The following is a 26171-nucleotide window of genomic DNA, read 5'->3' as shown; positions in this document are numbered from 1 at the left end:
AACGGATCAACGGGAAGCACATGAAAGAATCCGACGACATCGCCAACCTGTTCCGTCACTTCGGCGGCCAGCCTGGCCAGTACCAGGAAATCAGCCGCGCCAACGAAGCGCGCCAGTCGCGCGAGCGCTGGCCGCTGCTGGCCTCGATCGAAGCGGACCAGGCCGCGCAGTTTCCCCCCGTGGAAGCGCCCGTCCCCAGCGTTCCGCAGGCACCGCAGCCCGCCGCCGCGCCACCTGCGGCCGACTCCGCCCTCCAGCCTGCCGCCCCGCCGGCGGGCCGCATCGAGCCTCGCCTGTCCCCCGCCACGGCCTCGCCGCCTCCCCCCCAGGAAGCGCCCAACCCGCCGCGGGCAGCCGAATTCATTCCGCCCCGGGCCGGTGCGCTGAGCGACAGGATGCGGCCTGCCGCCGCCCTGGCGGCCCAGCAGCCAGCCCAGGTCGGTGAGCCGGCTCCCCGGCCTGCCCCCGCGCCGCGCACCGCCGCCGATACGTATGCGGGTCCGGAGCAGGAACCGGCACCGCAACTGCAAGCGCTCTTCACCCGCCTGGCCCGGCCCGCCTCGCGGCCTACGGCCGACAAGAGCAGCGCGTCCCTCCTCGAGCGATTGAATCGACTGTGAAGATCATTGCTGTTGTTTCCGCCAAGGGCGGCGTCGGCAAGACCACGGCCACCGCCAATCTCTGCACGGCCCTGCGGCAGGGCGGCCGCAACGTGCTCGCCGTCGACCTCGACCCCCAGAACGCCCTGCACCTGCATTTCGGCGACGATCCCCAGCGCATCGCGGGCACGTCCCGCGCGACGCTGGCCGGGCAGGATTGGCGCGACGTCGGCTTCGCCAGTCCGTCCGGCGTCGTCGTCCTGCCCTATGGCGCCGTCAACGAAGACGACCGGCAGGCATTCGAGCGCCATCTGGAAACACACGCCGACTGGCTGCCCCGCAACGTCCAGGCCCTGGGCCTGGGCACCGAGGACGTGGTCGTGCTGGACACGCCCCCCGGCCCCTCGATCTACATGCGCACCGCCCTGTCGGCGGCGCAATTGACCGTCATCGTGACGCTGCCCGACGCCGCTTCCTATGCCACGCTTCCCATGATGGAAGGCCTGGTCCAGACCTACTGCGTCACGCGGCCCGACTTCATCAACCACGTCTTCGTGGTCAACCAGGTGGACAACTCGCGGCTGCTTGCGCGCGACGTGCTGCAGGTCATGCGCGCCGACTTCGGCGAACGCGTGGTCGGCGTCATCCACCAGGACCAATCGGTCAGCGAAGCCCTTGCCTTCAACCAGAGCGTGCTCGACTACGATCCGCGGTGCCAGGCCACGCAGGACTACCTGGCGTGCGCCCGGAACATCGAGGCCATGCTGTCCACCTTCGGATCCTCGCTTTGACCTCGCGCCCGCGCCGCCCGATGTCCGCCCGCCTGGACGATTGGAGTGCTGTTCTGCTTCGATGGTCCGGCTGGCACCGTCCGGTGGTGCGGGTGATCACGGTGGTCCTGGCCGCCCTGCTGTTCGCGCTGGCCGTGACGGTGCCCCTGGAGCTCGGGCAGCAGGCCGTCTTCGCGGCCGCATGCTTCGGGCTGGCGCTGGTGCTCAGCACCACCGTGGGCCGGCTGGCCCCCCTGGCGATGATCGTGCTGTCGGTAACCGCGTCGCTTCGATACATGTACTGGCGGCTGACCTCGACGGTGGGATTCGAGAACCTCCTCGATGCCTTCTTCGGCTTCGGCCTGGTCGCGGCCGAACTGTACGCGCTGGTGGTCCTGCTGCTGGGCTATTTCCAGACCGCCTGGCCGCTTGAACGCAAGCCCGCGCCCATGCCGCCCGATCCGGCCATGTGGCCGACGGTGGACGTCTTCATCCCGACCTACAACGAACCGCTGGACGTCGTGCGCCAGACGGTCTACACCGCCATCGGCCTGGACTGGCCCGCCGACAAGCTCAAGGTGTTCGTGCTGGACGACGGCAAGCGGCCCGAGTTCAGGGCCTTCTGCGAGGAACTGGGGGTCGGCTACGTCACGCGCGACAACAATGCCCACGCCAAGGCCGGCAACATCAACCACGCGCTGGAACTGACCAGCGGCGAATACGTCGCCATCTTCGACTGCGACCACGTACCCACGCGCTCCTTCCTGCAGATCTGCATGGGCTGGTTCCTGCGCGACCCCAAGCTGGCCATGCTGCAGACGCCGCACTTCTTCTTCTCGCCCGACCCCTTCGAGAAGAACCTGGACACCTTCCGCGTCGTCCCCAACGAAGGCGAGCTTTTCTACGGACTGGTCCAGGATGGCAACGACCTCTGGAACGCCACGTTCTTCTGCGGCTCGTGCGCGATGATACGGCGCGGCCCTCTCATGGAGATCGGCGGCGTGGCGGTGGAGACCGTCACCGAGGACGCCCATACCGCGCTCAAGCTCAACCGGCGCGGCTACAACACCGCCTACCTGGCGATTCCCCAGGCCGCGGGCCTCGCGACCGAAAGCCTGGCGCGCCACGTCGGCCAGCGCATCCGGTGGGCGCGCGGCATGGCGCAGATATGCCGCGTCGACAACCCGCTGCTCGGGCCCGGCCTGACCCTGGGCCAGCGGCTGTGCTACCTGAACGCGATGCTGCATTTTTTCTACGGCCTGCCGCGCCTGATCTTCCTGACCGCGCCGCTGGCCTACCTGCTGCTGGGCGCCCACGTCTTCCAGGCAACGGCGCTGATGATCACGGCCTATGCCGTGCCGCACATCTTCCACGCCTCGCTGACGAACTCCCGCATGCAGGGCCGCTTCCGGCATTCGTTCTGGAACGAGGTCTACGAGTCGGTGCTGGCCTGGTACATCCTGCGCCCCGCGCTGGTGGCCTTCGTCAACCCCAAGGCCGGCAAGTTCAACGTCACCGACAAGGGCGGCGTGACCGAGGAAGGCTATTTCGACTGGGACATGGCGCGGCCCTACATCGTGCTGCTGGTCCTGAACCTGGCCGGCTTCCTCGTCGGCGCGGGCCGGCTGGTCTTCCAGGAGTCGCCCGACGTGGCGACGGTGCTGATCAATCTCGCGTGGACGGTCTATAACCTGATCATGACCAGCGCGGCGGTCGCGGTGGCGGGCGAGACGCGCCAGGTGCGGCGTTCCCCCCGCGTCGCCACCGCCCTGCCCGCCAGCCTCATGTTCGGCAACGGCAAGACCCTGGCCTGCCAGACCATCGATTTCTCGCAGACCGGCCTGGGGCTGCGCGTGCCGGCCGACGCCGACGTCCCGATGGACGAACTCCTGCACGTCTCGCTCTATCGCGGCACCGAGGAAGGCATCTTCCCGGCCACGGCGGCGTTCCGCCGCGGCGACCACCTGGGGCTCCAGTTCAAGGACCTGAACGTGCAGCAGGAAGTCGAGCTCGCCCAGATGACCTTCGCGCGCGCCGACACCTGGGCCCAGGCCTGGGGCAGCCACGAGCGGGACTCCCTGCCCACCGCCTTCGCCGAGATATTGCGCATCGCCGTGAAAGGCTTCTGGGACCTCGCCCGCAGCACGGGCCGGCTCGCCTTGTTCTGGCGCCGCGACCGGCGCGCCATTCCATCCATACCCGAGACGGGGGATCAATGACAACGAGATCGACGCTGGGCAGCCTCGCGGCCACGAGGCTGCGCGCCCTGCCCGCCCTGGCGGCCGGGCTGATCGCCTGCCTCCCGCACGCATCCGCCATGGCGGCCGCGGCGGCTCCCAACGCGGCCAGCGCCACGCCGGTCAAGGTGACATCCGCCGTGCCGGGCGCCACCCGTACCCATACCTATACGCTCAAGCAACTGGGGGCGCTGTTCCCGCTGCAACTGCGCGGCATCGACGGCGTGTACGGCGTCCCGTTCAGCGTGCGGGCGGACGAAGTCGTCACGGGCGCCACGCTGCGCCTGGCCTATGCCTATTCCCCCGCCCTGCTGCCCGACCTGTCGCACATCAACGTGCTGGTCAACGGCGAGGTGTCCTCGTCCATCCCCGTCCCGCGCGAACAGGGCGGCGTGAACCTGACGCGCGACATCGCCATCCCTCCGCGCCTGATCACCGAGTTCAACCGGCTGAACCTGCAACTGATCGGACACTACACGATGGAGTGCGAGGACCCGGCGCATTCCAGCCTGTGGGCCAACATCAGCAACAACAGCGTGCTGGAACTGACAGTCACCCGCATCGCGCTGGAGAACGACCTCGCGCTGCTGCCCCAGCCCTTCTTCGACCGGCGCGACATCCGGCCGTTGAACCTGCCGTTCGTCTTCGCCTCGGCGCCGGGCGGCGCCGCGCTGGAAGCGGCGGGCGTGCTGTCCTCGTGGTTCGGCGCGCTGGCCAGCTACCGCGGCGCCACCTTCCCGGTCACGCAGAACGCCATTCCCGACCACGGCAACGCCGTCATCCTGGCCACGGCCAACGAACGCGTCGCCGGGGTGACCTGGCCCCAGGTCCAGGGGCCGACCGTGGCCGTCGCGACCAACCCCAACGATCCCTACGGCAAGCTGCTGCTCGTGCTGGGACGCGACGAGGCCGAACTCAAGACGGCGGCCACCGCGCTTGCCGTGGGCGCGCCCACGCTGTCGGGCCAGGCCGCCACCATCACCGGGATCGAGCAGCAGAAGCCGCGCAAGCCCTACGATGCGCCCAACTGGCTGCGCGCCGACCGCGCGGTCAAGTTCGGCGAACTGGCCGACGCCGCCGCGCTGAATGTCTCGGGCTATTCCCCCGACCTGATCCGGGTCAATTTCCGCATGCCGCCCGACCTGTTCGCCTGGCGCGAAAAAGGCATCCCGGTCGACCTGCGCTACCGCTACACGCCGCGCGCCGAACCCGACAAGTCCACGCTGAACATCAACATCAACCAGCGCTTCCTGCGCTCCGAGCCGCTGCTGGCCATCCGCCACGACGCCACCAGCCGCGTCGACCGGCTGCTGGACAAGGTCATGCCCGACGGCACGGTGCCGGCCCGCGCGAAGTTCCAGATCCCGCTGTTCATGCTGCCCGCGCAGACGCAGATGCAGTTCCATTACTACTACGACTACATCAAGCAGGGCGAATGCAAGGACGTGGTGCTGGACAACGTGCGCGGCACGATAGAGCCCGATTCGACCATCGACATCTCGCACTTCTCGCACTTCATCGCCATGCCTGACCTGGCCGCGTTCAGCAACAGCGGCTTCCCCTTCACCCGCATGGCCGACCTGTCCGACACCGCCGTGGTGCTGCCCGACTCGCCGACCCCGGCCGACTACTCCACCTACCTGACGGTGCTGGGCCGGTTGGGCGATGCCACCGGCTACCCCGCCACCGGCGTCACCGTGGCGGCGGCGCGGCAGGCGGAAACGCTGGGCGGCAAGGACCTGCTGGTGATCTCGTCGGGCGGGCGCCAGCCGTTGCTGCAACAGTGGGCGCAATACATGCCCGTCAGCCTGGACGGCAACGCCAAGCGCTTCTCGCTGTCCGACAAGGTCTACCAGTTGTTCTCGTGGCGCGACAGCGACTCGCGCACCAACGCCAAGCCGACCCGCCAGACGCTGGCGTTCAACAGCGCCAGCTCCGACGCGATCATCGCCGGCTTCGAGTCGCCGCTGTCCGGCGGGCGCAGCGTGGTCGTCATCTCGGCCAACCAGCCCGCCGGCCTGCACGAGGCCATGCGGGCCATGCTCGACCCGGACCTGGTCAAATCCATCCAAGGCAGCGCGGTCGTGATCCGCGAGAAGCAGGTGGACAGCCTGGCGGCCGACCAGACCTACTTCGTCGGTTCGCTCAACCCGCTGCTCCACGTCCAGTGGTACCTTGCCAACCACCCGCTGCTGCTGGCCCTGCTTGGCATCGTGGCCGCACTGCTGCTGGCCGTCGTGCTGTACCTGTCGCTGCGAGCCCGGGCCAGGCGCCGGCTCGCGCTTTGAGGCCATGGCCGGGATCCTGCCGCCTCCGCGCCAGGCTCCGAGCCGCGGCCTGGCGGCGCGATGGCGGCGCCGGTTGGCGGCGCTGTCGGCGCTCGCCGCGATACTGCCGGCGGGCGCCTGGGCCCAGGCCTGCCAACCGGCAGACTGGCCGCTGTGGAGCGATTTCCAGCGCCGCTTCGTCCAAGCCGACGGCCGTGTCATCGACCATAGCGTCGCCCAGCGCCCCTCCACGTCCGAAGGCCAGTCCTACGCCATGTTCTTCGCGCTGGTCGCCAACGACCGCGCGGTCTTCGACCGCGTCTGGCGCTGGAGCATCGACAACCTGGCCGCGGGCGACATCGGCGGCCGCCTGCCCGCCTGGCAATGGGGCCAGCGCCAGGATGGAAGCTGGGGCGTGATCGACGCCAACGCGGCCTCGGACGCCGACCTGTGGTTCGTGTACGCGCTGGCCGAGGCCGGCCGCCTGTGGAACCGCGCCGACTACGCCCGCGATGCGCGCGCCCTGCTGGCGCGGGTGGCCGCCGACGAAGTGGCCGACCTGCCCGGCCTGGGCAGGATGCTGCTGCCCGGCCCCACCGGCTTCGCGCTGTCCGGCCCGCTGTGGCGGCTCAACCCCAGCTACCTGCCCGTGCCCCTGCTGCGGCGGTTCGCCCTGATCGACCGCGACGGTCCCTGGCAGGCCATCGCCGCCAACACCGTCCGCATGATCCAGGCCACCGCGCCGCGCGGCTTCGTGGCCGACTGGGTCGCCTACCAGGCCCCCGAGGGGAAGGCCGCGGGCTTCGTGGCCGACCCCGAGAAGGGTGCCGTCGGCAGCTACGACGCCATCCGCAACTACCTGTGGGCGGGCATGACCCCGGCCGGCGATCCCGCGCGCAAGACACTGCTGCAGGCCCTCTCCGGCATGCAGGAGGCCACGGCCGCCACCGGCCTGCCGCCCGAATCGGTCGACGCCGCCACCGGCGCCGCCAAGGGCGAGGCCCCTGTAGGTTTTTCGGCGGCGCTGCTACCCTATCTCGCGGCGCGCGGCGCGAGCGACGAGCTCAAGCGCCAGCGGACCCGCGTCCAGGCCAGCCTGCCCGCGGATCCCCGGGCCCCGCCCGAACAGGCGCCACGCTATTACGATCATGTGCTGGGACTGTTCGGGATCGGCTGGGACCAACAACGGTATCGATTCCTGTCCTCGGGGACACTCAAGCTGAGCTGGGAGAAGGCATGTCAGCACGCCACAACACGGTAATCCTGGGCCTGTTGGCCGCGGCCCTGCACGGCGGCGCGCTGGCCCAGAGCGACCCCGTGAAGGTCCTGGTCGAGCAGGGCCAGTACTGGCAGTCGCGCGGCAACGGCGAACGCGCCGCCGAAGCGTGGCAGAAGCTGCTGCGGCTCGCGCCCAACCATCCCGACGCGCTGTACGGCCTGGCCCAGATCGAACTCGATGGCGGCCGCCCGGAGCAGGCCCGCGCCTACCTGGCCCAACTCCGGCGCAGCCATCCCGGCAGCCCGCTGATCGGCCGCCTGGAGCAGGCCATCGACCTGGGCGGCAATGCCCAGGTGCTGCAACAGGCCCGCCAGCAGGCGCGCAGCGGCCAGACCGACCAGGCGCTGGCCACCTACCAGACGGCGCTGGGCGGCAAGGCCCCGGAAGGCCCGCTGGCACTGGAGTACTACCAGACCCTGGGCGGCACCCCGCAAGGCTGGGAGGAAGCCCGCCGCGGCCTGCAGAAGCTGGCCGGCGAATCCCCCAACGATCCGCAGATCGCACTGGCGCTGGCCCAGCACCTGACCTACCGCGAATCGACCCGGCGCGAAGGCATCCAGCAACTGGCCGCGCTGGCCCGGCGCCAGGATGTGGGCAAGGCCGCCGCCGACAGTTGGCGCAAGGCGCTGGCCTGGGCCGGCACGCGGCCGGCCGATGCCCCGCTGTACCGGGCCTATCTGGACGTCTATCCCGACGACACGGGCGTCAAGACCAAGCTCGACGAGATCGAGCGGCAACAGCAGCAGACCCGCCAGGCCGCCGCGGTGTCGGCGGATCCGCAGCGCCGCCGCGTGATGGAAGGCTTCCAGGCGCTGGACAACGGCGACCTGGTCAAGGCCGAAAGCGATTTCCAGGCCGTGCTGGCGGCACGGCCGGCCGACGGCGACGCGCTGGGCGGGATGGGCCTGATCCGCCTGCGGCAGGAAAACTTCACCCAGGCGCGCGACCTGCTGGAACGCGCCTCGCGGCAGGGTTCCGCGTCCCGCTGGCGCTCGGCCCTGAACAGCGCCGCCTACTGGAGTCAGATCGGCCAGGCCGGCGCCCAGCGCGCCAACGGCGACCTGGACGGCGCCCGGCGCACGCTGGAACAGGCGATCAAACTCGATCCGGCCGAACCGACCGGCCAGAACAGCCTGGGCGACGTGCTGGCCGAAAGCGGACAGCTCGATGCCGCCGAAGCGGCCTACCGCCGCGTACTGGCGCGCCAGCCCGACAATCCCGACGCGCTGCGCGGCCTGGTGGGAGTAATGGCGCAGAACAACAAGCCCGACCAGGCCTTGGCCCTGGTCGAGAAGCTGACCCCGCAGCAGCAGGAACGGATCGGCGAACTGGGGCGGCTGCGCGCCGCCCAGGCGGTGGGAGCGGCCAAGGCGGCCGCGCAGCGCGGCGACGATGCCGGCGCGCGGGTGGCCCTGGAGGACGCCCTGCTGAACGATCCCACCAGCCCCTGGATAAGGCTGGACCTGGCGCGCCTGTACATGAAGATGGGCGCCTACAACGATGCCCGCGGCGTCATGGACGGTCTGCTCGTCTCCAACCCCGACCTGCCCGAGGCACAGTACGCGAGCGCGCTGCTGGCCACCGAGATGCAGGACTGGCGCGGCGCGCTGAACACGCTCGACAACATTCCCGCGCAAAGCCGCACCCGCGACATGGCCGCGCTGCAAAAGCGCGCCTGGGTGCACGTCCAGGCCGCCGATGCCGCCGAGCTGGCCAGGCAGGGACGCGCGCAGGAAGCGATCGCGCTGCTGGCCCAGGCCGAGCCCCAGGCCGGCCAGGATCCGGAACTGCTGGGCGCCATCGCGCTGGGCTACACCGACGCCGGCGACACTGGACGCGCGCTCAACATGATGCGCCAGTTGCTGTCGCGCACCACGCGGCCCGACATCGGCCTGCGGCTGCAATACGCCGCGATCCTGCTGCGCACCCGGCAGGACGTCGAACTGGCGGGCATCCTGCGCCAGCTCCAGTCCGAGACCATGAACCCGACCCAGCGCAGGAGCTACGAGGACATCCGCGTGGCCTACATCGTGCGGCAGGCCGACGGCCTGCGCACGTCGGGCGATCTCGTCATGGCCTACGACACCCTCGCGCCGCTGCTGGCCGAACGGCCCGACGACCCGCAGGTGGTCGGCGCCCTGGCCCGCATGTACGCCGACGCGCGCGACTACCAGCAGGCGCTGGGCCTGTACAACCAGTTGCTGCAGAAGGACCCGCGCAATCTCGAGACCATGCTGGCCGCCGCGTCGATGGCGACCTCGGCCAAGGAATACGGCTATGCCGAGAACGTGCTCGACAACGCGCTGCGGCAGGCGCCCCAGAATCCGGAAGTGCTGACCGCCGCCGGCCGGCTCTACCGCGCGCAGGGCAAGTCCAGCAAGGCCGAACAGTATTTCGCCGCGGCCGTCCAGGCCGAGAACCGGCAGCGCGGCATCGCGCCGGCCTATGCGGCCAACGGCCAGCCCGGCGCCGCCCCCGGGCGCTCCGGCAATCCCTTCGTCGGGCTGCCGGGCCAGCGCTCCAGCTCGACCCTGGCGCCACGTCCCTTCGCGCCCGCCCCCTATGGGGGCGCGGCCCCGGTGCCGATGGCGGGCGGCTACGCCCCCGCTCCGGCCTACGCGGCGGCGCAAACGGCCATGCTGCCGGCCCAGGCCGCGCCGCAACCCGCCTATGCCGGCGCGCCGCAACCCTACATCCCGCCGCCGGCGGGCGCCTCGCGATTCGCAGCCCAGCCCGTGCAGCTTGCCGCGGCATCGGGCTACACGCCCTACGGCACGCCGGCGCCCAGCGCTCCGCCCACGCCGGCCGAGTACCTGGCACCGGCCGCCGCCCAGCCCGCCGCGCCGGCCGCGCGGACGACGGCCGGCAGCCGCAAACCCGGCACACAACCGGCCGCGCGCAATGCCGCCCCGGCGCCCGCCTATCCGCCCTATCCCGCGCAAGCGGCGGCGCCCGCCTACGTGCCCATGCCGTTGCAGACCGCGCCCCAGGCCGCCTTGCCCTACTATGCCCCGCCCGTGGCCGCCCAGACGCCGCCGCCCGGCTATGGCGGCTACGCCGTGCAGCCGGCCCAGGCCCGGCCCTGGGATCCGGCCGCGGCCCAGGCCGACCGGCCCCGCACGGCCATGGACGAACTCAACGACATCCAGCAAGCCCGCAGCCCCGCGCTGACGGTGGGCGGCACCGTGCGCACGCGCCAGGGCGAAGAAGGCCTGGGCAAGTTGACCGACATCCAGGCCCCGATCGAATACCGCTTCCCGGTGGGAGACGGCAGGATGGCCCTGCGCGCCACGCCCGTCTCGCTCGATGCGGGCACCCCGGGCAGTTCCTACGATGCGTCCAGCCGCTTCGGCGCCGGCCCCGTCGCCGCGCTTCAGCAGGCCGCGGGTTCGACCGGCGGCGCCGGTTCGCAAAGCCAGTCGGGCGTCGGCCTGGCCGTGGCCTACGAATCCGAGCGCCTGCAGGCCGACGTGGGCACCACGCCGCTCGGCTTTCGCCACACGGACATCAACGCCGGCCTCAAATTCAAGGGCCCGATCAACAGCGAAGTCTCGTACTCGGCCGACGTCTCCCGCCGCCCCGTCACCGACAGCCTGCTGTCCTTCGCCGGCGCGCGCGACGCGCGCACCGGCCAGACCTGGGGCGGCGTCTCAGCCACCGGCGGCCGCCTGGAACTGACCTGGGACAACGGCGACTACGGCGTCTACGGCTACGGCGCCTTCCATGCGCTGACCGGCGAGAACGTCGCCTCCAACACCCGCCTGGAAGGCGGCGGCGGCCTGTACTGGCGGCTGGTCCGCACGCCCGACTCGGAACTGACGGCGGGCGTCAACTTCACCGGCATCGGCTACGACAAGAACCTGCGCTACTTCACCTACGGCCACGGCGGCTACTTCAGCCCGCAGCAATTCTTCGCCGCCAGTGTGCCCGTCTCGTGGACGCAGCGCAGCGGCCGCCTTTCCTACCTGGTCAAGGGATCGCTGGGCGTGCAGCGCTTCAAGGAAGATTCGGCGCCCTACTTCCCGACCAACGGCTCGCTGCAATCGGCCGCCCAGCAGGCCGCCATCGATGCCGCGGCCTTCGGCCTGACCTCCAACGCCAATGGCGCCTTCTATCCGGGGCAGACCAAGACCGGCCTGGGCTACAGCCTGGCCGCGGCCATGGAATACCAGATCGCGCCGCAATTGACGCTGGGAGGGCAACTGGCGATGGACAACGCGCGCGACTACCGCCAGTTGATGGGCGGCGTGTACCTGCGCTATGCCTTCCATCCATACAGCGGACCGGTGGCGTATCCGCTTACGCCGTACCGGTCGCTGTATCCGGGCAACTAGCGCTAGGGGGCCGGGGTCGCCAACTGCGCCACCTTGGCAACGCGCTGCGTGCTGCTGGTCAGCGTGCCCAGGGTGAAGATCCGCAATCCCTTGGCAGTCTGGGCGCCCGGATCATATACGGCCACCGCGATGCCGTCCTCGCTCCCCGCGCACGCCGCGCCGGTGAATATCAGCTTCACCTGGAACAGGTTCTGCGTGGTGATCCCCGGATAAGGCCCGATGCGGCTGATCGGTCCGCCATCGGTCGAACTGTCGACGATCCGGCATGCCTCGCGCGAACCGCTCAGCACGCCGTCGGCGGCCACGTTCACGGTCATGGAAAGCGGCTCCAGCGACGGGGTCTGGTAGGACTTGCCCGCCACGGCCGCCAGCCTGGCGGGCGCGGCCTGATAGATGCCGTCCTTCGCCATCGCGAATTGCGTGGCGGCATTGCCCGCCGCCGGATCCGCGAAACTGCCCGTGAATGCATCGCCGATGACGGTCCCGTTCAGCGAGGTGGCCGCGGTCGTGCCCTGCGCGCTGTAGAACGTCGCCGCCTCGTCCGTCATCTTGCTGTTGCTGCCCGCGACCCGCGTCAGCCGTCCGCTTAGGACGTCATAGCCCGCTCCGTTGCGTCGATACAGGAAATAGTAGCTGTCGGGCGTGACGACACCCTCGAAAGCGCCGCTGGTGGGCGTCCAGTACCCTTCGGCGAACTGCGGCGTGGCGGGGTCCGGCGGCTCGACGCTGTTGTCGGCCAGGCCGTTCAGGATGAACGTGTTCAGCGCCTTGGAGTCGGCATCGGTGGTGAACACCCAGATGCCGCTCTTGGCGCCCTTGGCGTCGTAGGTCAGGACCGCCCATCCCGTTTGCGTGGAACCCGGACGCGAGCAGCCGGTACCGGCGAGATTCAGCACGATGCCGTAGACGCCCCGTGCCGGATTCGGCGTGGACACCGAGCCGGTCAGGGCGCATCCGCTGTTGCTGCCGGTCAGGCGGCCCGCGGTGTCCACCGTCATGTTCCAGGCTCCGCCGAACGGGCCTCCCCCCTGGTACGTACCCGCCATCGTCGCCAGCGACGACGCCCGCACGTACAGATCCTCGCGGTAATCCAGCGTAAACGGCACCAGGGGCGACGACGTGGCCGCGGCCGTGCCCGCGGGGTTGCTGTAGTTCCCGCTGATACGGGCTCCGGGGTTCTCGGCGGAGGCCGCGCCGGTCACGATGCCCGACACCGTCACCCCATTGGCGACGAATTTTCCATCGACCGTGGAATAGTAGGTGGCATTGGTTGCGCGCAACGTGGCCAGCGTGACGCTCAGGCCACCGTACAGGCCGTCGTACCCGCGGCTGGTTCCGGTATCCAGGGCAAAATAGAAATTGCCGCCGGTGCCATTGCGGCCGCCGTCGACGATGCCGATGAAATCGCGCTGTGTGGCGAGCGGCCCGGCCTTGCCGGTATAGATGCCCGCCGGATACTGCTGCACCGCGGCCGGGCCGCCGCCATCGCCCGAATCCCCGCCTCCGCAGGCGCCAAGCGCCACCATCATGCCCGCCCCGAGCAGGCCCCGTCCACGTCTCATCCCATTCCCTTGCAAGAACCGCGTTCCGGCGATGCCGGCCATTGTAGCGATGCAGGCTCCACCCGTGCCATGGGGTAGTATTACAGAACATGGCGGGCCAGTCCCGCCCCTGTTGCCGTCCTTCGCACCGTGACCGAAAAAACCATCCTGCTGACCGATTACCGCGCGCGCCGCCCTGTTCCCGTCGACGCCAGTGACCTCATCGCGCCCTCCGGCCAACTGGCGGACACGCGCGGCAGGATGCTGCACGACCTGCGCATCTCCGTCACCGACCGCTGCAACTTCCGCTGCGTGTACTGCATGCCCAAGGAAGTCTTCGGCAAGGACTACCCTTACCTGCCGCACGACGCCCTGCTCAGCTTCGAGGAAATCGTGCGGCTGGCGCGGCTGTTCGTGGCCCACGGCGTCGAGAAGATCCGGCTGACCGGCGGCGAACCGCTGCTGCGCAAGAACATCGAGATCCTGGTCGCCCGGCTGGCCGAGCTGCGCACGCCATCCGGCAAGCCGCTCGACCTGACCCTGACCACCAATGCGTCGCTGCTGGCGCGCAAGGCGCGCGCCCTGGCCGACGCGGGACTGAACCGGGTCACCGTTAGCCTGGATGCGCTGGACGATGTGGTCTTTCGCCGCATGAACGACGTCGACTTCGCCGTCGCCGACGTGCTGCGCGGCATCGATGCCGCAGCCGAGGCCGGCCTGGGTCCCATCAAGGTCAACATGGTGGTCAAGAAGGGGTTCAACGACGACCAGATCGAACCCATGGCCGCGCACTTCCGCCATTCCGGCCATGTGCTGCGTTTCATCGAGTACATGGACGTGGGCGCATCCAACGGCTGGAAGATGGACGAGGTCCTCCCCTCGGCCGACATCCTGCGCCGCCTGGACGCCCGCTGGCCGCTCGAGACCCTGGAACCCCACTACACCGGCGAAGTCGCCCAGCGCTGGCGCTATCGCGACGGCGGCGGCGAGGTCGGCGTCATCTCCAGCGTCACCCAGGCCTTCTGTTCGACCTGTACCCGCGCCCGCCTGTCCACCGAAGGCCAGCTCTACCTGTGCCTGTTCGCCGACCAGGGCTACGACCTGCGCACCCTGCTGCGCAACGGCGCCAGCGATGAACAACTGGCCACCGCCATCGCCCGCATCTGGCAGGCCCGCACCGACAACTATTCCGAACGCCGCTCCGCCGATACCCCCCGCTCCGGCCGCATAGAAATGAGCTATATCGGAGGGTGATGGAGCCCCCCCTACGCCCTGACGGGCGCCCCCCAGGGGGCGGCACTGGCGGACCGGCAAAGCCGGATCCGCTGTGCCCTGGGGTACCAACGGGCTGGCGGAGAACGGCGATACTGCTGGCAGCCGCTTGGGCTCAATAAAAACGGCCTTGCATAGAATGCAAGGCCGCTCTTGTATTCGCGATCGGTTCAGGCCCAGGGCGCAGCGGATCCGGCTTTGCCGGTCCGCCAGCGCCGCCCCTTGAGGGGCGCGGCCATGGGCCGCGTGGGGTGGGCTTCCCTTCCGGTCCACGCGCATCGCCCCCTGGGGGGCGCGCGAAGCGCGTAGGGGGGGCTAAAAACCCATGGCGAAGTTCAGCTGGACCTGGTTCAGGCCCTGGTTGGGTTTCTTCATGCCGCCATTGGAGAAGTGCGACACGCGCAGGCCCAGGCGCATGTTGTCGGCCAGCTTGAAGCCGGCGCCGATGTGGTCGCCGAACTGGAAGGTGGAGCTGATGTCCTTGTCGTGGAACTTGGTCTCGCTGACGGCCGTGGCGCCGATGCCGCCTTCGATGTAGAAGCGTTCGGTGGGCCACCAGCGGAACATCGGGATGGCGTTGAGTTGCCACATGTGGCGGGCGTAGCCCGGCAGCGCGCTCGAGGTCCACCAGTACGAGCCGCCCAGTTCTCCCACGAGCTCCAGGCGGGTCGAGCCGAGCTTCATGTGCCAGAGCGGCGAGGTTTCGTAGTTGAGCGTGGCGCGATGGTTGCCGTCGATCACGCCGTACTGTGCGCTCCAGCCGCCGTTGGCGAAACCGCCGGTGGGATCGGCCCCGTGGGCCGAGAAGGAAGCAAGAGCGAGAAGCGCGGCTGCTAGGGCGGTTTTTTTCATCGGATCGGCTGCCTGTGAAGCTTCGCGCGGGCACCGCCAAGATCGCCTGCCCCGCGGGGGCAGGATGCGGTCCCCCGCGGAAAGAGGGAAAGGAAACTCCGACTATAACAAACCCGTTACATCTGCATACGACCGATGACCGGTCGCGTTGCAGACTAGCCGCAGTTTCTTTCCTGCCTCAGGCCACCGCGTCCGCAGGCTGCTGCGTCAGCAGCGCCAGGAGGCGCGCGATCTCCTCGCGCATCTTGCGGCGATCGACGATCATGTCGATGGCGCCCTTCTCCAGCAGGAACTCGGCGCGCTGGAAGCCCTCGGGCAATTTCTCGCGCACGGTCTGCTCGATCACGCGCGGACCGGCGAAGCCGACCAGCGCCTTGGGCTCGGCGATCACGACGTCGCCCATGAACGCGAAGCTGGCCGACACGCCGCCCATGGTGGGATCGGACAGCACGCTGATGAACGGCAGCTTGCGCGAGGACAGCAGCGTCAGCGCGGCGGTGGTCTTGGCCATCTGCATCAGCGACAGCAGGCCTTCCTGCATGCGCGCGCCGCCCGAAGCGGTCACGCAGATGAACGGCACCTTCTGCTCGATGGCGGCCTGCGCGCCGCGCACGAAGCGCTCGCCCACGACCGAGCCCATCGAACCGCCCATGAACTCGAACTCGAAGCAGGCCACCACCACGGGCAGGGTGTGCATGGCGCCGCCCATGACCACCAGCGCGTCGGTCTCGCCGGTCTGCGCCATGGCGTCCTGCAGGCGGTCGGGATACTTCTTGGTGTCCTTGAACTTGAGGCTGTCCACCGGCAGCGTGCCGATGCCGATCTCGTAGCGGCCCTCGGCGTCCAGCAGCGCGTCGATGCGCTGGCGCGCGCCGATGCGCATGTGATGCTCGCACTTGGGGCAGACGTTCAGGTTCTTGACCAGGTCGTCGCGGTACAGCACCGACTCGCACGACGGGCACTTGACCCACAGGCCTTCCGGCACGCGGCGCGGAGAGCCGTCGGTGGTCTTGATGCGGGGAGGGAGCAGTTTTTCTATCCAGCTCATGCGGATTTCCTTGATTCTTGGGAGGCCCCGCCCGGAGGCGGGGCATCTAGCGCCCCCCGGATTGTACGCAACCATGCCCCCGCTGCGCGAGCGCAGATTTCGGGCTGTCGTTCCGGGGGAGTGCCCTGGGCGGCGGCGTCGATTTCCTGGATCAGCCGGGTGCCGATGACCACGGCGTCGGCCTCGGCGCCCAGCGCCCGGGCGCTGTCGCCGTCGCGGATGCCAAAGCCCACGCCCACCGGCAGCGAGACGAACTGCCGGATGTGCGCCAGCCTGCGCGAGACGTCCCGGACGTCCAGGTGGCCGGCGCCCGTCACGCCCTTGAGCGACACGTAGTACACGTAGCCTCGGGCGACCCGGGCCACGGCCTGGATGCGCTCGTCGGTGGTGGTCGGCGCCAGCAGGAAGATGGGGTCGACGCCATGTTCTTCCAGCAATGCGCCGAATTCGCCGGCTTCCTCGGGCGGATAGTCCACCACCAGGCAGCCGTCCACGCCGGCTTGCCGGGCGGCGGCGGCGAAGGCGGCCTGCCCCATGCGCTCGACGGGGTTGGCATAGCCCATCAGCACCACCGGCGTCTGGCTGTCGGTGCGGCGGAATTCCTTGACCATGGCCAGCACGTCGCGCAGGCCCACGCCCTGTTCCAGCGCGTGCTGGCTGGAGCGCTGGATGACCGGCCCGTCGGCCATGGGATCGGAGAACGGCACGCCCAGTTCCAGCACGTCGGCGCCGGCGGCCACCAGTTCGTGCATGATGGGTACCGTGCTGGCCGGCGTGGGGTAGCCGGCGGTGACGTAGGGAATCAGGGCGCACGCGCCCGGGGCGGCGGCGCGGCGCGCGAAAGCGGCGGCGATACGGGAGGATGACGACATGGAGACCGCCCTCAGAGCGCGATGCCCGAACGTTCGGCGACGGTATGCATGTCCTTGTCGCCACGTCCGGAAAGGTTGACCAGCAGGATCTTGTCCTTGGGCAGCGTGGGCGCCAGCCGGACCGCATGCGCGATGGCATGGGACGACTCCAGCGCCGGGATGATGCCCTCGATCCGGCAGCAGTGATGGAAGGCCGCCAGGGCCTCCTCGTCCGTGACGCCCACGTAGGTCGCCCGGCCGCTGTCCATCAGCCATGCATGCTCGGGGCCCACGCCCGGATAGTCCAGGCCGGCCGAGATGGAATGGGTGTCGATCACCTGTCCGTTCGCGTCCTGCAGCACGTAGGTGCGGTTGCCGTGCAGCACGCCCGGCGCGCCGCCGGCCAGCGAGGCCGCGTGGCGCCCGGTCTCCATGCCTTCTCCGGCGGCTTCCACGCCCACCAGCGCGACGTCGTCGTACGGCAGGTAGGGATGGAAGATGCCCATGGCGTTCGAGCCGCCGCCCACCGCCGCGATCACGACGTCGGGCTGGCGCCCGGCGGCCTTGGGCATCTGCACCAGGCACTCGTTGCCGATGACGGTCTGGAAGTCGCGCACCATCATCGGATACGGGTGCGGACCGGCCACCGTGCCGATGATGTAGAAGGTGTCCTCGACGTTGGTCACCCAGTCGCGCATGGCTTCGTTCAGCGCATCCTTCAGCGTGCGCGAGCCCGATTCCACGGGCACGACGGTCGCGCCCAGCAGCTTCATCCGGTAGACGTTGGCGGCCTGCCGCCTGACGTCCTCGCTGCCCATGTAGACCACGCACTCCATGCCGTAGCGGGCCGCGACCGTGGCGGTCGCCACGCCGTGCTGGCCGGCGCCGGTCTCGGCGATCACCCGGCGCTTGCCCATGCGGCGGGCCAGCAGCGCCTGCCCGATGCAGTTGTTCACCTTGTGGGCGCCGGTGTGGTTCAGGTCTTCCCGCTTGAACCAGATCTGCGCGCCGCCCAGTTCCTCGGACCAGCGCCTGGCGTGGTAGACCGGGCTGGGGCGGCCCACGAAGTGCTCGAGCTCATAGTTGAATTCGGCGATGAAATCGGGATCGTGCTGGTAGCGCGCATAGTTCTGGCGCAGTTCGTCCAGGGCGTGCATGAGCGTCTCGGCCACGAACACGCCGCCATATGGGCCGAAATGGCCCCTCGCATCGGGGAAATCGTAGGTTTTCACTGGGATGGTCCCGGCTATGAAGCCCGGCCCGCGCGCCTGGCGCGCGCCGGAAGGATTGGGGAATGCGGCGTCAATAGCCGTCGGCTTGCCGCACCTGCGCCACGAACTGGGCAATCTTGGCGGCGGATTTGATGCCTGGCGATTCTTCCACGCCGCTGCTTACGTCGACAGCGAACGGGCGCACGGACTCAATGGCTGCCGCCACATTTGCGGCATGCAACCCACCAGACAAAACGACCGGACGCGCGCTTTCGCTGCTGACCAGAGACCAATCGAACACTCTCCCGCTACCGCCGTAGCCGTCGGAATGGCTGTCGAACAGCCAGCCTGCGGCGGAACCGTACTGTAGGCACGATTTTAGCAAAGCCTGCGACGTTTCCATGCCCGGCCCGCCCACCCGGAAGGCGCGCAGGTAGCGGTGGCCGTGGCGCTCGCATTGCTGCGGCGTCTCGTCGCCATGGAACTGGAGCAGGTCGGGCCGGACCACGTCCAGCACCTCCCGGACCTGCGCGTCGGAGGCATTGACGAACAGGGCCACCACGTCGACGAACGGCGGAACGAGGCGCCGCAGTTCGGCCGCGCGCGCCGGGGACAGCGCCCGCCGGCTGGGGGGATAGAAGACCAGGCCGATGGCATCGGCGCCCGCGCCGACGGCGGCGGCGACGTCTTCCTCGCGGGTCAGGCCGCAGATCTTGATACGGGTACGGGACATCCCGCCATCATACCGCCCCGCGGCTTTCGTCCGTCGCCGGCCTGTCGGGCAGGCTAGGTACAAGCCCTAGATTGAGCAATCATGCATCAATATGCATGATTCGATCACAAAAACAAGAACTATCCTGCATGAAAGCGTTCATCTGCCTGCGGTTCCACCCATAAGAAAGACGGCAGCCCGGCTGCCTACCGAGGAGATCATCATGGCACGCCCGAAGCAGCATCCCTCCCCCCTCCTTCGCCCCCTCCCGACCCTGCCACCGCGCGCCTGGGCCGCGGGCCTGCTGGCCGCCCTGGGCGCCTGTGGCGGCAGCGACGATCCGCCCGCCCCGCCCCCTCCCTCGCTCTCGGCCACGCTCAGCTGCGACGACAGCATGAAGACGGCGTTCAAACCCGATGCGAATACCCGGGTCATCCTGGCGAAGGCGTTCAGGCAGGGCGATGCCCTGGCGCTGGCGGACACTCCCGCCACGCCCGCGCCGGCGAAGGCCAGCCAGGACATGTGCCTGGTCAAGATGGTGGTCGGTCCGGGCAATGCGGGCACCGCGGGCGCACCGTCGACCTCGCCCGGCATCGGCCTCGAGGTCTGGCTGCCCACGCCCGCCAACTGGAACCAGCGTATCCGCAACCTGGGCGGCGGTGGCTGGGCCGGCGGCAGCCAGGCCTCGGCCACGCAGATCGGCAACGCCGGGGCCGCCGCCACCGCGGCGCTGGGCTATGCGGTCGGCACCACCGACACCGGCCACGCCATCGCGGGCAACGGCTCGTTCGCGATGAAGGAGGACGGCACGATCAATAGCGCGCTGTGGGGAGATTTCGCCGAACGCAGCCTGCACGAGCTCGCGGTCAAGACCAAGGCCCTGGTCGAGGCGTACTACGGCAAGCCGCAGCAGTACGCGTACTGGGAGGGTTGCTCGACCGGCGGCCGCCAGGGCTACAAGATCGCCCAGGAACACCCGGACGACTACGACGGCTACCTGAACGGCGCGCCCGCCTTCAACTGGACCCGGTTCATCACCAACGAGCTGTATCCGCAGGTGGCCATGCAGCGCGACCTGGGCGGCCCGATCGCCGCCGACAAGCTGCGCCGCGTCAGCGCGGCCGCGGTCAGCGCCTGCGACACGGTGGGCGGCCAGCACCTGGGCTTCATCGCCGATCCCGGCCAATGCCGATACGACCCGACGCGCGACGCCTCGGCGCTGTGCGCGGGCGTCGCCGGCAACGGCGTGGTCGGCACCAGCACCGACGCCGCCTGCGTCTCGCTGGCCGAAGCCCGTACCATCAACAAGATCTGGTACGGCCAGACCGCCGACGGCAGCGCCCCCGACCCGCAGGCGGACAACGCCAGCGGCACCACGCTGGCCAGCAGGCAGCTCTGGTGGGGCCTGACGCGCGGTACCGACCTCAGCGGCCTGGCCGGATCCTCGGGCACGCCCCCGGTCGCCCGCCCGTTCACCATCGCCACCGACATGGTCGCGCTGGAATTGCAGAACCCGGCCTATGCGACCTCGTCCTTCATCAACGCGACCGGCAACGGCGCCGACAAGTGGAAGGACATGAGCTACGCCGACCTGGCCAACGCCTATGACCGCGGCATCGCGCTGCAAGCGGCCTTCGGCCATATCAACACCGACAATCCCGACCTGACGCGGCTGCGCGACGGCGGCGGCAAGGTCATCAGCTATCACGGGTTGGCCGATCAGTTGATCACGCCCGCCGGCTCGCTGAACTACCTGAGCCGCGTGGCGGACAAGATGGGCGGCATCGAGGCGGTCCAGGCCTTCAACCGGCTGTACCTGGTTCCCGGCATGGGCCACTGCGCCGGCGTGGGCTCCGTCAGCGGCAGCGTGGGGCCGGCAGCCACGGCCAACACCGTGCCGCTGCCCGCGGCCAACCAGTTCTTCGACGCCCTGGTCGCCTGGGTCGAGAAAGGCACGCAGCCCGGACCGCTGATGTTGAAGTCGGCCGATGCCAGCGTCAGCATGCCGATCTGCGTCCACCCGCAAAAGGCCACCTACAAGGGCAGCGGTTCCGCCACCGACGGCGCGAACTACAGCTGCCGCTAGGAAACCCGGCCAGGCGGCCGGCGGATCAGCGTCCCTGGCGGATCTCGTCGGTCGCGTCGGTGGACGGCAGGCCGTAGTCGCCGGGATAGCCCACGGCCGTCAGGTACAGGCCGTCGGGCGAGAACGTGGGCGCGGCCTTGGTCCGGTTGCGCTCGGCCAGCAGCGCGGGCATCCAGTCGGCGGGCTGCCTGCCCTGCCCCACGTACACCAGCGCCCCCACGATGTTGCGAACCATGTGGTGCAGGAAGGCATTGGCGCGCAGGGTGAAGACCACCAGCCGGCCGCGCCGTTCGATGCCGAGTTCGTGCATCGTACGCACCGGCGAGGCGGCCTGGCACTCGGACGAGCGGAAACTGCTGAAGTCGTGTTCGCCCAGCAGATGGGCAGCCCCCGACCGCATCGCCTCCAGGTTCAGTGGCCGGAAGCTCCAGCCCGCGCGGCCCGTCCACAGCGGCGAGCGCACGGGATCGTCCAGCAGCAGGTAGACATAGGAACGCGAACGCGCGGAGAAACGGGCGTGGAAATCGGCCGGCACCTCGCGGGCCCAGCGCACCGCGATGCTGGGCGGCAGGTGCGCGTTCACGCCGCGCACCCAGGCCTGTTCGGGACGCAATACCCCGGTATCCAGATGCACGATCTGCTGGGCGGCATGCACGCCGGTATCGGTGCGGCCCGCGCAGGTGGTGGCCACCGGCTGGCCGACGAAGTCGGCCAGGGCCGACTCCAGCCGGTCCTGCACGGTTCGCCGGTGCGGCTGGGTCTGCCAGCCCAACCAGGGGGCGCCGTCGTAGCTCAGCCCCAGCGCGATGCGCGGCATGCGGGCGGCCCTACCAGGAGGCGAGCAGCGCCCGCGCCCGTTCGCGCTGGTCCGAGTCGCCGTCGCGCAGGACCTCTTCCAGCAGCTCGCGCGCGCCGGCGCGGTCGCCCATGTCGGCGTAGGCCTTGGCCAGGTCCAGCTTGGCGGCCATGCCGGCCGGCGCATCCAGGTCCGTATTCAGGTCGATGCCCGGCGCGGGAGGCGGCCTGGACGCGTCCTGGGCAGGCGAGGCCGGCGCGGGGGCATCCAGGTTCAGGTCCAGGCCGAAGGCCGCCGCGGCGGCCGGCGGCACCGCCACGGGACGGCCGGCGTCCTCGGGCTCGTCGTCGTCCGGATAGTCGTCGGGCTCGCCTTCCACGCGTGGCGGCAGATCATCGGGAATGGGGAACGGCGGGATGTCATCCCAGTCGCGCAGGTGGTTGACGGGTGCGGTACTCCCGGCCGGCGGCAACGCGTCGGCCTCCTCATTGGCGTTCTCGGCCTCGATGCGCGCCGCCTCGCGCGCCTCTTCCGCCTCGGCGCGGGCCGAACGGCGGCGCAGCGCGAAGGCCCCCAGCAGGGCCGCCAGCACGGCGACGATGGCGCCCAGCACCGCCACGCTGTGGTCGCGGACCTTGTCGGCCACCGAGGCGGCCAGAGAAGGCCGTGCCTCGGGATCTGCGGTTGGCGCGGTTGGCGCGGTTGGCGCGGTTGGCGCGGTTGGCGCGGTTGGCGCGGTTGGCGCGGCTTCCGCGGGACCCGTGGCATCGGCCGCGCGGTCGCGGGCCTGCTGCTCCATCTTCGCCAGGGTTTCGTTCTGCGCCTCGAGCAGGCCGCGCATGGCCTCGACATTGCCCTGCAAGGCCTCGACCCGCTCTTGCGCCTCGCGCATGGCCTTGACGGTGGCGTCGCGCTCTTCCTCCAGGCGGTCGCGCGTGGTCTGCTCGCCGCCGGCGGCCGTCTCCTGGCCGCCACTGGAAAGCTTGAGGGCATCGCCCTCCTTCGAGCCGGACTCCGCCTGCGATCCGGCCGAAGACGCGATATCGCCCCGCGACTCGGCGCCGCCCGTGGACGCGCCGGCCGGCACCTGCCTCGCGCCGCCCGCCACCCGCTGGCGATAAGCCTCGAAGGCCTCGGCCTGGCTGGAGAACAAGGCCGCCGCCTGCGCCGCGTCGATCGCCTCCACGTCGTCCGCGCCGGGCACGGACAGCGATGCGCCGGCGCGCAGCCGATTCATGTTGCCGTCGACGAAGGCCTGGGGGTTGGCGCGCAGCAGCGCCGCCAGGGTCTGGTAGATGGACGCGCCTTCGGGCTTGAGGCGGCCCGCGATGCCGAACAAGGTATCGCCGGGCTTGACCTCCAGGGCCGCGGGCGCGGACTGCGTCTCGGCCGCCTGCGCCTTGGGCGCCGGCGCATCCAGGATGAAGGTGTACTGGCGGATGAAGCGGCCCATGTTCCAGGTCAGCTCCACCAGCAGGTCCAGGACATGAACGTCCAGCGGCGCCGCCGACGCGATGCTGACCACCTTGCGTCCGTCCGGACGGTCTTCGATGCGCAGCGTCAGGTTGGCCAGCGCCTCGCTGTATTCCAACTGGGTCTGGCGGTAGACGTCCCGCGGCGCGATGGCCGCCTTCAGCGTGCCGGCTTCCTGGGGTGTCGCGGCATTGACCGCGATCTCGGCACGCAGCGGTTCGCCGGATGCGGACAGGACCTTCAACGCCCCCAGGTCGGCGGCCTGCGCCGCCGATAGGGCCCCGGCCGCCAATCCCAGCGCCAGCAGCCCCGCCGATGGACCGCCCGCGCGCGGACGCTTGTGTGTCAAGGCCGGACGGCCTGTCTCTCGGTCGGAAAGTCCGTTCATCCTAATCCCATGCGCAAAAGCCCCCGCGAACAGTCTGGCGGTTGGTCATCCCGGCAGGTCGGCGCCTGCCGGGCCTCCTTGTAGCATCAGAGACTTACCGTCGCAAGCTCAGGTACGTTCTGATGCAAGCCCGGGGATCAGAGTTCGCCCAGGGCGATGCGCAGCATGCGGCGCAGCGGCTCGGCCGCGCCCCACAGCAGCTGGTCGCCCACGGTGAAGGCGCTCAGGTACTCGGGGCCCATCGCCAGCTTGCGCATGCGGCCGACCGGGATGTCCAGCGTGCCCGTGACGGCCACGGGCGTGAGCGACTGCATCGACGCCTCGCGCGTGTTGGGAACGACCTTGGCCCACTGGTTGTTCTCGCGCAGCATGCCCTCGATCTCGTCCAGCGGCACGTCCTTCTTGAGCTTGATGGTCAGCGCCTGGCTGTGGCAGCGCATGGCGCCGATGCGCACGCACAGGCCGTCGATGGGAATGGGCGACGAGCCGAAGCCCTCGCCCCGGCCCAGGATCTTGTTGGTCTCGGCGCCGCCCTTCCATTCCTCGCGCGAGGTACCGTTGCCCAGGTCCTTGTCGATCCAGGGGATCAGGTTGCCCGCCAGCGGCACGCCGAAGTGTTCCTGCGGCAGCGACCCGTCCTGCTGCTTGGCCAGCACCGTGCGGTCGATTTCCAGGATGGCCGAGGCCGGATCCGCCAGGAGGCCGGACACCGTGGCGTTGAGCAGGCCGAACTGGGTCAGCAGCTCGCGCATGTGCTGCGCGCCGCCGCCGGAAGCGGCCTGGTAGGTCATGCTGGTCATCCAGTCGATCAGGTCGTGCTCGAACAGGCCGCCCAGGCCCATCAGCATGCAACTGACCGTGCAGTTGCCGCCGATGTAGTTCCTGACGCCCTTCTTCAACGCCTGGTCGATCACGTTGCGGTTGACGGGATCGAGCACGATGACGGCGTCGTCCTTCATCCGCAGCGTGCTGGCCGCGTCGATCCAGATGCCGTCCCAGCCGGCGGCGCGCAGCTTGGGATAGACCTCGGAGGTGTAGTCGCCGCCCTGCGCCGTGACGATGATGGGCAGCTTCTTCAGCGCCTCGATGTCGAACGCGTTCTGCAGCGGGCCGGCGCCCTGCGCCCACGAGGGCGCCGCGCCGCCGGCGTTGCTGGTGGAGAAGAACACCGGCTCGATCAGCGAGAAATCGTTTTCGTCGCGCATGCGCTGCATGAGCACGGAACCGACCATGCCACGCCAGCCGACCAGACCAACTGCTTTCATTTACACACCCCTAACAAGTAGTCCAGATTGAAACTGTTTGCCGGGCGCATCACACCCGGGGGGGCGCGACACGCAGGCTGGTTACAGAGCTTTGATCACGGCACTGCCCATCTCGGCAGTGCCGACCTTAGTCGTGCCTTCTTCGTAGATGTCGGCCGTGCGCAGGCCCTGCTCCAGCACTTTCTTGACGGCTGCCTCGATCCGGTCGGCCTGGGCCGCCTTGTCGAGCGAATAGCGCAGCATCATCGCCGCCGAGAGGATGGTCGCCAGTGGATTGGCGATGTCCTTGCCCGCGATGTCGGGCGCCGAGCCGTGGCTGGGCTCGTACAGGCCCTTGCCCGTCTCGTTCAGCGAGGCGGACGGCAGCATGCCGATGGAACCCGTCAGCATGGAAGCCTGGTCGGAAAGGATGTCGCCGAACATGTTGCCGGTCACGATCACGTCGAATTGCTTGGGCGCGCGCACCAGTTGCATGGCGGCGTTGTCCACGTACATGTGGCTGAGCTCCACGTCAGGATACTCCTTGCCGACCTCGGTGACGATATCCTTCCAGAACTGGAAGGTCTCCAGCACGTTGGATTTGTCGACGCTGCACAACTTCCCGCGGCGCTTGCGGGCGGTCTGGAAGGCCACGTGCGCGATCCGGCGGATTTCCGGCTCGGCGTAGCGCATCGTGTCGAAGCCTTCGCGCTGGCCCGCGAACGCGCCGTCCGGGGCCGTGCGCACGCCGCGCGGCTGGCCGAAATAGATATCGCCGGTCAGTTCGCGGATGATCAGGATGTCCAGGCCCGACACCACCTCGGGCTTGAGCGACGAGGCATTGGCCAGCTCGGGATACAGGATGGCCGGGCGCAGGTTGGCGAACAGGCCCAGGTTCTTGCGCAGGCCCAGGATGGCCTGCTCGGGACGCAGCGCGCGCTCGAGCTTGTCGTATTTCCAGTCGCCCACCGAGCCGAACAGCACCGCATCGGCCTTCTTGGCCAGTTCGAGCGTGGCCGGCGGCAACGGATGGCCGGACGCTTCATAGGCGGCGCCGCCCACCGGCTGTTCTTCGAGTTTGAACGATTCGCCCAGCGAAGTCAGCACGCGCACGGCCTGTTCGATGATCTCGGGACCGATGCCGTCGCCCGGCAGCACTGCGATATGTTGTGTCATTGTGGCTCTTGATTCAGGGTCGGGGCCGGCCCAGC

General features: G+C 69.6%; 18 protein-coding genes. 8 read left to right on the top strand and 10 right to left on the bottom strand.

Annotated features, from left to right (window positions below; translation table 11 throughout):
* The first annotated feature begins 20 nt into the window (after positions 1 to 20).
* The 6 genes from bcsP to N5K27_RS05960 are packed head-to-tail and all read left to right on the top strand — an operon-like array spanning position 21 to position 11486.
* Positions 21 to 620 carry a cellulose biosynthesis protein BcsP gene (gene bcsP, locus N5K27_RS05985; RefSeq protein ID WP_165963294.1) on the top strand — a complete coding sequence of 200 codons (600 nt, stop codon included), beginning with the start codon at positions 21 to 23 and terminating at the stop codon, positions 618 to 620.
* The gene (gene bcsQ / locus N5K27_RS05980) at positions 617 to 1390 is read left to right on the top strand and encodes a cellulose biosynthesis protein BcsQ (RefSeq protein ID WP_087840496.1); all 774 of its coding nucleotides are present in this window, start codon (positions 617 to 619) and stop codon (positions 1388 to 1390) included. Before bcsP ends, bcsQ begins: the two co-directional genes overlap by 4 nt.
* 20 nt (positions 1391 to 1410) lie before the next feature.
* Positions 1411 to 3588 (top strand): UDP-forming cellulose synthase catalytic subunit, encoded by a 2178-nt coding sequence (gene bcsA, locus N5K27_RS05975; RefSeq protein ID WP_087840495.1) that lies wholly within the window; start codon positions 1411 to 1413, stop codon positions 3586 to 3588.
* Positions 3585 to 5894 carry a cellulose biosynthesis cyclic di-GMP-binding regulatory protein BcsB gene (bcsB, locus tag N5K27_RS05970; protein ID WP_087840494.1) on the top strand — a complete coding sequence of 770 codons (2310 nt, stop codon included), beginning with the start codon at positions 3585 to 3587 and terminating at the stop codon, positions 5892 to 5894. The genes bcsA and bcsB overlap by 4 nt, the downstream gene beginning before the upstream one ends.
* Before the next feature lie 4 nt (positions 5895 to 5898).
* Positions 5899 to 7134 (top strand): cellulose synthase complex periplasmic endoglucanase BcsZ, encoded by a 1236-nt coding sequence (bcsZ, locus tag N5K27_RS05965; protein WP_087840492.1) that lies wholly within the window; start codon positions 5899 to 5901, stop codon positions 7132 to 7134.
* The gene (locus tag N5K27_RS05960) at positions 7110 to 11486 is read left to right on the top strand and encodes a cellulose synthase subunit BcsC-related outer membrane protein (RefSeq protein WP_132980449.1); all 4377 of its coding nucleotides are present in this window, start codon (positions 7110 to 7112) and stop codon (positions 11484 to 11486) included. The genes bcsZ and N5K27_RS05960 overlap by 25 nt, the downstream gene beginning before the upstream one ends.
* A gap of 2 nt (positions 11487 to 11488) precedes the next feature.
* Here N5K27_RS05960 and N5K27_RS05955 read toward each other — a convergent pair whose 3' ends face one another.
* Positions 11489 to 13048 carry a hypothetical protein gene (locus N5K27_RS05955; protein ID WP_132980448.1) on the bottom strand — a complete coding sequence of 520 codons (1560 nt, stop codon included), beginning with the start codon at positions 13046 to 13048 and terminating at the stop codon, positions 11489 to 11491.
* Between the two features lie 129 nt (positions 13049 to 13177).
* On the opposite strand from N5K27_RS05955, the gene moaA reads away from it, so the two are divergent.
* Entirely contained in the window at positions 13178 to 14281 is a 1104-nt protein-coding gene (gene moaA / locus N5K27_RS05950; protein ID WP_279815206.1) for a GTP 3',8-cyclase MoaA, read from the top strand.
* 333 nt (positions 14282 to 14614) lie between these two features.
* Here moaA and N5K27_RS05945 read toward each other — a convergent pair whose 3' ends face one another.
* From N5K27_RS05945 to N5K27_RS05925, 5 genes are all read right to left on the bottom strand, one after another.
* Positions 14615 to 15151: an acyloxyacyl hydrolase gene (locus tag N5K27_RS05945; RefSeq protein ID WP_087839221.1), complete on the bottom strand. Its 537-nt coding sequence runs from the start codon at positions 15149 to 15151 to the stop codon at positions 14615 to 14617.
* A 178-nt stretch (positions 15152 to 15329) separates the two neighbouring features.
* Positions 15330 to 16199 carry an acetyl-CoA carboxylase, carboxyltransferase subunit beta gene (gene accD / locus N5K27_RS05940; RefSeq protein WP_087839220.1) on the bottom strand — a complete coding sequence of 290 codons (870 nt, stop codon included), beginning with the start codon at positions 16197 to 16199 and terminating at the stop codon, positions 15330 to 15332.
* Positions 16196 to 17071, bottom strand: a complete 876-nt coding sequence (trpA, locus tag N5K27_RS05935; protein WP_087839219.1) for a tryptophan synthase subunit alpha — start codon at positions 17069 to 17071, stop codon at positions 16196 to 16198. The genes accD and trpA overlap by 4 nt, the downstream gene beginning before the upstream one ends.
* Positions 17072 to 17082: 11 nt before the next feature.
* Complete coding sequence (gene trpB, locus N5K27_RS05930; RefSeq protein ID WP_279815202.1) at positions 17083 to 18282, bottom strand: tryptophan synthase subunit beta; 1200 nt, start codon at positions 18280 to 18282, stop codon at positions 17083 to 17085.
* A 70-nt stretch (positions 18283 to 18352) separates the two neighbouring features.
* Positions 18353 to 18994 (bottom strand): phosphoribosylanthranilate isomerase, encoded by a 642-nt coding sequence (locus tag N5K27_RS05925; RefSeq protein WP_087839217.1) that lies wholly within the window; start codon positions 18992 to 18994, stop codon positions 18353 to 18355.
* A 202-nt stretch (positions 18995 to 19196) separates the two neighbouring features.
* Here N5K27_RS05925 and N5K27_RS05920 point away from each other — a divergent pair, with 202 nt between their 5' ends.
* Complete coding sequence (locus N5K27_RS05920; RefSeq protein WP_279815199.1) at positions 19197 to 21059, top strand: tannase/feruloyl esterase family alpha/beta hydrolase; 1863 nt, start codon at positions 19197 to 19199, stop codon at positions 21057 to 21059.
* Between the two features lie 25 nt (positions 21060 to 21084).
* Here the strand turns inward: N5K27_RS05920 and truA are convergent, their stop codons facing one another.
* From truA to leuB, 4 genes are all read right to left on the bottom strand, one after another.
* Positions 21085 to 21876, bottom strand: a complete 792-nt coding sequence (gene truA / locus N5K27_RS05915) for a tRNA pseudouridine(38-40) synthase TruA (protein WP_279815197.1) — start codon at positions 21874 to 21876, stop codon at positions 21085 to 21087.
* A gap of 10 nt (positions 21877 to 21886) precedes the next feature.
* On the bottom strand, positions 21887 to 23677 hold the full coding sequence (locus N5K27_RS05910) for a FimV/HubP family polar landmark protein (protein ID WP_279815195.1): 1791 nt from the start codon (positions 23675 to 23677) through the stop codon (positions 21887 to 21889).
* A gap of 176 nt (positions 23678 to 23853) precedes the next feature.
* Positions 23854 to 24981, bottom strand: coding sequence for an aspartate-semialdehyde dehydrogenase (gene asd / locus N5K27_RS05905; protein ID WP_087839213.1), 1128 nt, complete (start codon positions 24979 to 24981; stop codon positions 23854 to 23856).
* Positions 24982 to 25062: 81 nt separating this feature from the next.
* Positions 25063 to 26136 carry a 3-isopropylmalate dehydrogenase gene (gene leuB / locus N5K27_RS05900; protein WP_087839212.1) on the bottom strand — a complete coding sequence of 358 codons (1074 nt, stop codon included), beginning with the start codon at positions 26134 to 26136 and terminating at the stop codon, positions 25063 to 25065.
* Between the last annotated feature and the right edge of the window lie 35 nt (positions 26137 to 26171).

Source organism: Pigmentiphaga sp. GD03639 (assembly GCF_029845405.1).
Taxonomy (GTDB): Bacteria; Pseudomonadota; Gammaproteobacteria; order Burkholderiales; family Burkholderiaceae_B; genus Pigmentiphaga; species Pigmentiphaga daeguensis.
Note: the sequence above shows the minus strand (reverse complement) of the source record. Positions and strands in the feature narration are given on the sequence as shown.

Bases quoted from the DNA above. Each gene is read 5' to 3' on its own strand.
- bcsP (WP_165963294.1), top strand. From the start codon at position 21: ATGAAAGAATCCGACGACATCGCCAACCTGTTCCGTCACTTCGGCGGC.
- bcsA (WP_087840495.1), top strand. From the start codon at position 1,411: ATGTCCGCCCGCCTGGACGATTGGAGTGCTGTTCTGCTTCGATGGTCC.
- bcsB (WP_087840494.1), top strand. From the start codon at position 3,585: ATGACAACGAGATCGACGCTGGGCAGCCTCGCGGCCACGAGGCTGCGC.
- bcsZ (WP_087840492.1), top strand. From the start codon at position 5,899: ATGGCCGGGATCCTGCCGCCTCCGCGCCAGGCTCCGAGCCGCGGCCTG.
- N5K27_RS05960 (WP_132980449.1), top strand. From the start codon at position 7,110: ATGTCAGCACGCCACAACACGGTAATCCTGGGCCTGTTGGCCGCGGCC.
- N5K27_RS05955 (WP_132980448.1), bottom strand. From the start codon at position 13,048: ATGAGACGTGGACGGGGCCTGCTCGGGGCGGGCATGATGGTGGCGCTT.
- N5K27_RS05945 (WP_087839221.1), bottom strand. From the start codon at position 15,151: ATGAAAAAAACCGCCCTAGCAGCCGCGCTTCTCGCTCTTGCTTCCTTC.
- accD (WP_087839220.1), bottom strand. From the start codon at position 16,199: ATGAGCTGGATAGAAAAACTGCTCCCTCCCCGCATCAAGACCACCGAC.
- trpA (WP_087839219.1), bottom strand. From the start codon at position 17,071: ATGTCGTCATCCTCCCGTATCGCCGCCGCTTTCGCGCGCCGCGCCGCC.
- N5K27_RS05925 (WP_087839217.1), bottom strand. From the start codon at position 18,994: ATGTCCCGTACCCGTATCAAGATCTGCGGCCTGACCCGCGAGGAAGAC.
- N5K27_RS05920 (WP_279815199.1), top strand. From the start codon at position 19,197: ATGGCACGCCCGAAGCAGCATCCCTCCCCCCTCCTTCGCCCCCTCCCG.
- truA (WP_279815197.1), bottom strand. From the start codon at position 21,876: ATGCCGCGCATCGCGCTGGGGCTGAGCTACGACGGCGCCCCCTGGTTG.
- asd (WP_087839213.1), bottom strand. From the start codon at position 24,981: ATGAAAGCAGTTGGTCTGGTCGGCTGGCGTGGCATGGTCGGTTCCGTG.
- leuB (WP_087839212.1), bottom strand. From the start codon at position 26,136: ATGACACAACATATCGCAGTGCTGCCGGGCGACGGCATCGGTCCCGAG.